The following is an 8,699-nucleotide window of genomic DNA, read 5'->3' as shown; positions in this document are numbered from 1 at the left end:
GGCACGCTGTGCGCACGTAGCGTGCTGACACGCCGGTCTCCTTCGTGCCCACAAGGGTGTACCCAGCGCTGCAAGGTGCGAACGCTCATGCCAATTTGGGCGCAGGCCTGTTGAGCGCGGGCACCATCAGCGATAGCCTGCTCGATCAATGGCAAAAGGATTTGGCGCTGTAGGGTGGAGTTCATCATGCCTCGTCCGCCCACAGCGCCTGGAATTTTTTTTGCAATATCAGCAGTGCTGCAGCCTCCGCTAAAGCTTTGTCCTTGCGACGCAATTGCCGCTCCAGCTGATCGTGTTTGCCCTGCAGCTCTCGCATGGCACCCAGATTTTGCTTGGCGCTGGGCTCGCTCATTGCACAAAAGGCATCACGCCAAGTCTGCAGCTGGTGTGCGTACAGCCCCTTGTGGCGGCACCAAGCATGCAGATCATCACCCACGAGCAGATGGCTTTCGTTAAGCGCTTGAAGGCGTTCGCGGGGGGCCCAAGCTTGGGCAGAAAGTTCGCCGTGCAAAGGGTGGGCTACATGGGGCCCCCCCCTTGCAGCTTTGGCGGCATCTCGGCGCCAACCCTTCAAGGTTGTCAGAGGAACATTCAGTTCAACTGCAACGCTGACCAGAGTTTGATCGCCGCGCTCGCGAGCCTTACGCAATGATTGTTCAATAAATTCAGTGGGATACGGAGCATGTTTCATTATTTATCGCCTCAGCGGAGAGTCCGCTTGGAAAAAGAAGAGAGACGACAACTAGTCTGACACAGGGGGCTACGGGGAGTGGGTATTCGTAGGTCGGTACTCGAAGAGTCCGACGCTGCAAGCTTGACCCAACGCGCAGGCTGCAGGCGAAGGTGGTGAATCTAGCCCAACGTCGGGGTCTTCGACCGACGACCTACGGGGAGGACGGGGCCAGATTAAATCAACGGTGACACGGCCCGATACAGCGCCTGAAAGCGTGTGTGGCGCTGGCTGTGTGCCGCATGGGCCGTGGCGTTGGGGGTGAAGGATCGGGTCACGGGGGGGGTGGTGCACACCGCATCCAGCGCGCCGCCGCATGCCAGCCAGGCCAAACGTGCCGCCCCCAGGGCCGCGCCGGTTTCGGCCCCTTCATGCAAGGTGAGGGACAGGCCCAGAACATCGGCCATCAGCTGAGCCCACCAGGCGTTGCGCGCCCCTCCGCCGACCAAAGACAAATGCTGTATTTCGGGCTTCGAAGTGCCCAGCGTCTGCAAGCCATCACGCAGCCCAAAAGCCACGCCTTCAGCCACGGCATAGGCCAGGGCCTCGCGCCCGTGAGCGGCCGTCAGGCCCCACCAGCTGGCCGTGGCCAGGGGCTGGTTGTGCGGGGTGCGCTCACCACTGAGGTAGGGCAAAAACAAGGGGGCGGTGCGCCGGTCTGCTTCAGGCAGTTGTGTAGCCGCCGCCAGCAAGCTGGCCTCGTCGGCAAATGCCAATTGCTTGGCCGCCCAGGTCACCGCACTGGCCGCACTCAGCATGACCGACATCTGGTGCCAGCGGCCTGGCAGCGCATGGCAAAACGCGTGCAGGCCCTGCGCCGGATTGGGCGAAAAACGCGCACCGCTGACAAACACCACACCCGAGGTGCCGAGCGACACAAAGCCTTGCCCGGGTTGCACCAGGCCCATGCCCACCGCGCTGGCCGCGTTGTCGCCCGCGCCCCCGGCCACCGCCACCCGCTCGGGCAGGCCCCAGCGGTGGCAGAGCTCGGGCTTCAAAAAGGCCGACACCTCGCTGCCCTCGACCAGACGCGGCATGTGGCTGCGGTCCAGCCCGCAGGCGGCCAGCAGGGTGTCCGACCAGTCGCGCAAAGCGGTGTCCAGCCAGAGCGTGCCTGCGGCGTCCGACATGTCGCTCACGGCTTCGCCGGTGAGCTTCCAGCGCAGCCAGTCTTTGGGCAGCAACACCCGGCGCGTGCGGGCAAACAACTCAGGCTCATGCGCACGCACCCACAGCAGCTTGGGGGCTGTAAAGCCCGGCATCGCCAAGTTCCCGGTGATGCGCGACAAGTCAGGCACTTGCGCCGTGAGCTGTTCGCACTGCGCACCGCTGCGCCCGTCGTTCCACAAAATGGCCGGGCGCAGCACCTCGCCTTGCGCGTCCATCAAGACCGCGCCGTGCATCTGCCCGGACAAACCCACGCCCTGCAACTGAGACAGCGCTGTTGGGTGGCTGCGCTGCAAGTGGTCCATGACCTGCTGCAAAGCCTGCCACCAGCTGGCGGGGTCTTGCTCGGACCACAGGGCTTGCGGGCGCTGCACGGTGAGCGGCGCACGCGCCGTGGCCAGCACCTGGTGCTGTTCGTTCAACAACAAGGCCTTGAGTTCGGAGGTGCCCAGGTCGAGGCCGAGAAACATGCCGCAAGCTTTCAGAAAAAAAATCAGTGCGCCCCGCTGAAGCGGGTGAGCGATTGCCGCCGGAAATCCGAGGGTTTCATGCCCTTGATTTCCAGAAAGCGTCGGTTGAAATTGGCCACGCTGTTGAAGCCCACTTCGTAGCAGATGTGGGTGATCTGCTGGTCGGTGTCCATCAGCAATTGGCAGGCGCGGCTGATGCGCACGCGGTTCACAAAATCGGTGAAGGTGTTGCCCGTGGCCTTGCGGAAAAAGCGGCTGAAGCGGCTCTCGCTCATGCCCAAATCGGCGGCCCAGGCGGCGGCAGAATGGGGTTCGGCCAGCTGTTCGGTGATGCGGCTGACCACGTCGTTGATCAGGTCCAAAGAGGTGTCGTCGTTGTCGCTTTGCAGCTGCGCGCTGGACAACAGGCGGTAATCGTTGCACGCGGCCAAATCGGCCAAAAATTCACAAAATGCGGTGAACCGACGCAGGCCATGTGAGCCCTTGACCTTGTGCCAGTGGGCATGGGCGATTTCGGAGACGCCAAAAAACTCGATGCCGTGGCGTGCCCGCTCCAACAGTGGCAGCACCTCGGCCAGCTCGGGGATGGTCTGGCTGGCCTGCACCAGCGGATCATGGGCGAACTGGATCACCAGATCACGCTCGGCCACGCCCCCCTCGGGCAAATCCAGGGTGACCCAGTTGTGCGGCAGGCGAGGGCCCGTCAGCACCAGCTGGCCGGGCTGAAACGGCCCGATCCAGTCGCCCACAAACACCTTGCCCGAGGTGGCCGTGATCAAGTGCAGCTCGTATTCGTCGTGGTAGTGCCAGCGCGCCAGCGGGGTGGGAAAACCGTGTGCCAGGCAGCGCACAAAGCCCACATCGGTGGACGACTCGTAGCCCATATTGGGCGAGCGCACCAGTTCATGCTCCAACTCGGGCTTGATCTGGCGGGGCACGGTGCGGTTTCGGACGGTCATGGCGCGATTCAGGTGGTTGGCCTGTCAGTTTGGCACAGCGGGCGCACCCGTGTGGGCGCTGACAAAGCGGCCCACCCGATCATGGGCGCGGCGCACGGCCTCCACCAGGCGGGGGTCTGCAGCCAGCTCGTCCCACAAGGTGGTGTCGGCGCAAAAGGCGGCCACCGGGTCGGTGGCATCACACATCGCGTGCGCTACCTCGGGCTGCATGGCCTGGTCCTGGTAGGTGTAGGGAATCTGCCCCACATGCCAGCGTTGCAAATAGGCCAGAAACAGCGCGGGCAGCATGGCCACGCTGTCAATGCTGTCGCCACGCGCCAGGCGCTCGCGGATGGTGGGGGCGATGAAGCCCGGCACCTTGGAAAAGCCGTCCATGGCCACGCGCTGGTTGGTGTCGCAAATCGCGGGATTGCCAAAGCGGTCGAGCACCACGTCCCGGTACTGCGGCAGGTTCAGCGGGCAGGGTTTTTCAGGCGTGTCCAGCACGGGGATCACGTCGTCGGTCACGTAGTCATAGGCCATGCGGCGGATCACCGCATCGTGTGTGCCTTCGTGGATGTACTGGTAGCCCAGCAGCGTGCCCGCCCAGGCGATGCAGCTGTGGGTGGCGTTGAGCAAGCGGATTTTGGCTTCTTCATACGCATCCACCGAATCCACCATCTCGACACCGACGCGCTCCCACGCGGGACGCCCGGCGATGAAGCGGTCTTCAATCACCCACTGGATGAAGCTCTCGGCCATCAGGGCGGCGGGATCGTTCTGCCCGGTGGCCGCCAGCACGCGCACGGCCACATCGGGCGTGGGCCGGGGCGTGATGCGGTCAACCATGGCGTTGGGGCTGGTGGTGTGGTCCTGCACCCATTGCAGCAAAGCGCTGTCGCCCAGGGCCTCGATGAATTGCAACAGGCCGCTGCGCGAACGGTCGCCGTTGTGGCGCAGGTTGTCGCAGTTCATCAGCGTGACCGGGCCACTGCCGGCCTGCATGCGCGCACGCAAGATGGTGACCAGCGCGCCATAAATGGTGTGGCCCGCATGGGCCGCCTTGACCGCTTCCAGATCGGCACGCAGGTCCGCAAAACTGGCCCAGTCGAGCCGGTTGTGGGCGTTCAGGTAATAGCCCGCTTCGGTGACGGTGAAGCTGATGATGCGCGTGGCCGACTCCATCCCCACCGCAACCAGCGGGGCCAGGTCGTCCTGGTAGGGGATGACGCGCTGGATGGACGTGACACGGGTGTAGGTTTTTTCGCCCTGCGGGGTCACGGTCTCGAGCGTGTAGGCACCGCCTTGGGCTTGCAGTGCCGCGATGGTGCCCGGCATGTCGGGGCGCAGGTTGCCAGCGGCGATGCCCCAGCCCAAGTCACCGCTTTGGCGCAGCTGGTGGACATAAACGGCCTGGTGTGCGCGGTGGAAAGAGCCCAGGCCCAGGTGCAAGATGGTGTTCATGGTCAATAAAGAAAGAGGGGTTCTGGAACTCGCTTGAGCGGAAAAATGCGGGTGGACAGGCCATGGCTGCGGCGTGCTGAAGTCTGTACTGAGGCACCCAAACAATGTGTTGCAGGAGCCAGCCTTGCTGGCGATAAGGCGCTGGGGAACCACAGGCTTTTCGCTGGCAGGGCAAGCTCCCACACACTGTCCAAAATCGCAAACCCAGCAGTCAAAAAAGCAAGCGTCATGGGCCGAATCAACAGGTTCAAAGGTCGAAATTTGTGGGCATCATGACCACGTCGCGGATGGTCATGCCGCGTGGGCGTGTGAGCATGAACAGCACGACCTGCGCCACTTCGGCGGCGTCGAGCAAGCTGCCATTGGCTTTGGCTTCTGCCAGTTTTTCTGCGGGCCAGTCGGCCAGCAGTGCCGTGATGACCGGCCCCGGCGAGATCGCACCCATGCGGATGCCGTGCTTGAAAACTTGACGGCGTGTGGTCTGCACAAAACAGTCGATGGCCCATTTGCTGGAGGCATACACCGGCTCCCAGGGTGTGGGGAAATGTGCCGCCAGCGAGCTGGTGACGATGATGTCGCCAGCGCCGCGCGCGATCATGTGTGGCAGCACGCCGCGCACGTTTTTCATGACCACGTTGACGTTGAGGTTGAGCATGCGGTCAATGGCTTCATCGCTCGCATCCAGCAAGTCACCGCCCACATACAAGCCCGCATTGGCGTGAAAGATATCGAGCCGACCGGCCAAGGCCAAGATCTGCTCGGGCATGGCTGCGCATTGCACCGGGTCCAGCAGGTCCAGCACCAGCGGCAAGGCTTGGGCACCCAATCGGGCGCAGGCCTTGGCCAGCGCCTGGCTGTCGCGGTCTACCAGCACCACAGTCGCGCCCGCCTCAACCATGGCCTGCGCGCAGGCCAAACCAATGCCGGATGCCGCTCCGGTGACGGCGGCCACCTGGCCGCTCAAAGGGAGTGAGTTGTTCATGGTGGGGTCAGTGTTGAAGTGGCACACATCTCAGGTCAGGCTCAGGCGGCGGACACGCTGTCGGCCTGTCGCACCACGCGGCCGCTGGGGTTAAACCAGTGGGCATGCTCGGTGGCCACGTCCAGCGTGACCGTGTTGCCCGCCACCAGTGGTGTGCGCTCGCTCAGGCGGGCCACCAAGGTGGCACCTGCGGGTGTGCTGACGTAGACCAGGGTTTCAGCGCCCAAGGCTTCGACCAGATCGACCCGGCCTGCGATGGGGCCTTGCCCGCCTGGGCGCAGCAGAACGTTTTCGGGGCGCAAACCAATAGCGCCGCCTGCAGCGCCTGCGGGGGCCAGCTGCTGCACCACGGGCGGCAGTTTTTCCAGCGGCACCACGTTCATCTGTGGCGTGCCGATGAACTGGGCCACAAACTGGTTGGCCGGTCGGTCGTAGAGCTCCAGCGGCGTGCCCACTTGTTCAATCTGGCCATCACGCAGCACCACCACGCGGTCGGCCAGCGTCATGGCCTCGACCTGGTCGTGCGTCACATAGATGGTGGTGGCCCCCAGGTCGCGGTGCAGCTTGGCGATTTCAACGCGGGTCTGTCCACGCAAAGCAGCGTCCAGGTTGGACAGCGGCTCGTCAAACAAGAACACCTTGGGCGCACGCACGATGGCGCGGCCAATCGCCACGCGCTGGCGCTGACCGCCCGACAGCTCTTTGGGCGTGCGCTGCAGATAGGGCGTGAGGTTCAGGATGTCAGCAGCCCGCGCCACTTTGTCCCGGATCACCTCGGCGGGCACCTTGGCCAGCTTGAGCGCAAAGCTCATGTTCTCAAACACACTCATGTGCGGGTACAGCGCGTAACTCTGGAACACCATGGCCAGATCGCGCTGGCTGGAAGGCAAGTGCGTGATGTCACGGCCTTCCAGGCTGAGCTTGCCGCCGTCAATTTGCTCCAGCCCCGCGATCAGGCGCAACAAGGTCGATTTGCCGCAGCCCGATGGGCCGACAAAGACGATGAACTCGCCCGGCTCGATGGCCAGGTCAATGCCTTTGATGGCGCGGTGCTCCCCAAAGAATTTTTCAATGCCCTGAAGTTGTAGGTAAGCCATGGTGTGTGATCTCGAAAAAGGTTTACTTGACGGCGCCGAAGGTCAAGCCTTGCACCAGTTGTTTTTGGCTGAACCAGCCGAAGATGACGATGGGCGCAATGGCCATGAGCGAGGCCGCCGACAACTTGGCCCAGAACAAGCCCTCGGGGCTGGAGTAGCTGGCGATCAGTGTGGCCAAAGTGCCGCCTTTGGCGGCGGTGAGGTTGAGCGACCAGAAGGCCTCGTTCCAGCTGAGCACCAGGCACAGCAAGCCAGTCGATGCCAGGCCCCCCATGGCCAGCGGCAGCAGCACCATGCGCACTTCTTGCCACAGCGTGGCACCGTCCATGCGGGCCGCTTCCAGAATTTCGTGCGGGATGTCCTTGAAGTGCGAGTACAGCATCCACACCATGATGGGCAAATTGCTCAGGGTGAACACGATGATCAGTGCCAGCTGCGAATCGAGCAAATGGCTTTTTTGTGCCAGCACATACACCGGCACCAGCGCGCCCACGGCGGGCATCATCTTGGTGGACAGCATCCACATCAGGATGTCTTTGGTGTATTTGCCTTTGAAAAAGGCCATGGCATATGCCGCAGGCGCGGCGATCATCAGCCCCAGCAAGGTGGACACCACGCTGGTGATGACCGAGTTCTTGGCATACAGCAGGTAGTCGCTGCGCTCTTGCACTTCGTGGAAGTTTTCCAGTGTGGGCGTGAAGAAAAGTTCTGGTGGCACTGCAATGGCCTGCAACTCCGTTTTGAAGGCGGTCAGCAGCAACCAGCCCAGCGGGAAAAACAGCAGTAAAGCCACGCCCCAGGCGGCCAGGGTGCGCACCAGGTACGCGGGGGTCAGGTTAGAAGTTCGGGACATGGGCGAGGTCTTATTTGTCAAGGTTTTTGCCGACCATGCGGATCATGAACACGGCTGCAATGTTGGCCAGCACGACGGCGAACAGCGCCCCCGCCGAGGCCACGCCCGCATCAAAGTTGAGCAGCGCTTGCTTGAAGATCAGGAAAGCCACGTTGGTGCTGGCGTCGCCCGGACCTCCCCCCGTGGTGGTGTAAATTTCAGCGAACACGCTGAGCAAGAAAATCAGCTCAATCATGACCACCACGGCCACCGAGCGACCCAGGTGCGGCAGGTAGAGGTAACGCAGTTGCTGGCCGTAGTGGGCACCGTCCATGCGCGAGGCTTCGAGTTGCTCACGGTCCATGCTTTGCAGCGCGGTCATGAAAATCAAGGTGGCAAAAGGCAGCCATTGCCACGACACCATGATGATGACGCTCAGCAGGGGAAAGTCGGTCAACCAGTCGATGGGCGTGAGACCGAAGAAGAGCCAGACTTGCGCCAGCACGCCATAGATCGGGTTCATCATCATGTTCTTCCACATCAGCGCATTGACCGTGGGCATGACAAAGAAGGGCGAAATCAACAGCAGCCGCACCAGGCCCCGCCCGGCAAAGGGCTCGTTGATCAGCAGCGCAATGGCCACGCCCAGCACCACGGTGATGGCGATCACGCTGCCCAAGAGCAGCACTGTGTTGATCACTGCGGTGCCAAACGAGGGGTCGGTGATGAAATATTCAAAGTTTTCGAGCCCCACAAAACCGGTCTGGTCGGGCTGCAAAAGGTTGAAGCGGATGACGCTGAAATAAATCGTCATCACCAGCGGCACGATCATCCACAGGAAAAGCGTGGCCACGGCAGGCGTGAGCAGGAGGCGGGGCAGCAGTTGGGGGCGTGGGCGGTTCATGGGGAATCTCTCAACGGGCAGGAAGGCGGCAGAACTGACGCAGGGCCTGGCTGCCCCTTCATCACCGCTTTCGCAGTGGCGCAATTTCAGGCAAAACAGGCAGGCCCACCACCGT

The 8,699-nt window shown here is 62.7% G+C and carries 8 protein-coding genes and 1 pseudogene; all 9 read right to left on the bottom strand.

The features are described 5' to 3' along the window. Window positions 1-188 (bottom strand): annotated as a pseudogene (locus tag H663_RS41410) (helix-turn-helix domain-containing protein); the annotation flags it as partial. Next, window positions 185-691 carry a transposase gene (locus tag H663_RS41405; RefSeq protein WP_133239937.1) on the bottom strand — a complete coding sequence of 169 codons (507 nt, stop codon included), beginning with the start codon at window positions 689-691 and terminating at the stop codon, window positions 185-187. The gene H663_RS41405 and the pseudogene H663_RS41410, both read right to left, overlap by 4 nt. A gap of 215 nt (window positions 692-906) precedes the next feature. Further along, window positions 907-2,367: a xylulokinase gene (xylB, locus tag H663_RS39205; protein WP_053172906.1), complete on the bottom strand. Its 1,461-nt coding sequence runs from the start codon at window positions 2,365-2,367 to the stop codon at window positions 907-909. 23 nt (window positions 2,368-2,390) lie between these two features. Next, on the bottom strand, window positions 2,391-3,326 hold the full coding sequence (locus H663_RS39200; RefSeq protein ID WP_053172905.1) for an AraC family transcriptional regulator: 936 nt from the start codon (window positions 3,324-3,326) through the stop codon (window positions 2,391-2,393). A gap of 24 nt (window positions 3,327-3,350) precedes the next feature. Beyond that, the gene (dalD, locus tag H663_RS39195) at window positions 3,351-4,769 is read right to left on the bottom strand and encodes a D-arabinitol 4-dehydrogenase (protein WP_205872753.1); all 1,419 of its coding nucleotides are present in this window, start codon (window positions 4,767-4,769) and stop codon (window positions 3,351-3,353) included. Window positions 4,770-5,016: 247 nt separating this feature from the next. Then, on the bottom strand, window positions 5,017-5,751 hold the full coding sequence (locus H663_RS39190; RefSeq protein ID WP_053172903.1) for an SDR family oxidoreductase: 735 nt from the start codon (window positions 5,749-5,751) through the stop codon (window positions 5,017-5,019). Between the two features lie 41 nt (window positions 5,752-5,792). Continuing rightward, complete coding sequence (locus H663_RS39185) at window positions 5,793-6,848, bottom strand: ABC transporter ATP-binding protein (protein WP_053172902.1); 1,056 nt, start codon at window positions 6,846-6,848, stop codon at window positions 5,793-5,795. Between the two features lie 22 nt (window positions 6,849-6,870). Continuing rightward, window positions 6,871-7,701 carry a carbohydrate ABC transporter permease gene (locus H663_RS39180; RefSeq protein WP_053172900.1) on the bottom strand — a complete coding sequence of 277 codons (831 nt, stop codon included), beginning with the start codon at window positions 7,699-7,701 and terminating at the stop codon, window positions 6,871-6,873. A gap of 10 nt (window positions 7,702-7,711) precedes the next feature. Beyond that, on the bottom strand, window positions 7,712-8,584 hold the full coding sequence (locus tag H663_RS39175; RefSeq protein ID WP_053172898.1) for a carbohydrate ABC transporter permease: 873 nt from the start codon (window positions 8,582-8,584) through the stop codon (window positions 7,712-7,714). Between the last annotated feature and the right edge of the window lie 115 nt (window positions 8,585-8,699).

Origin of the sequence: Limnohabitans planktonicus II-D5 (genome assembly GCF_001270065.2) — a bacterium.
GTDB classification, from domain to species: Bacteria; Pseudomonadota; Gammaproteobacteria; order Burkholderiales; family Burkholderiaceae_C; genus Limnohabitans_A; species Limnohabitans_A planktonicus.
This window is presented reverse-complemented; position numbering and strand designations above follow the sequence as displayed.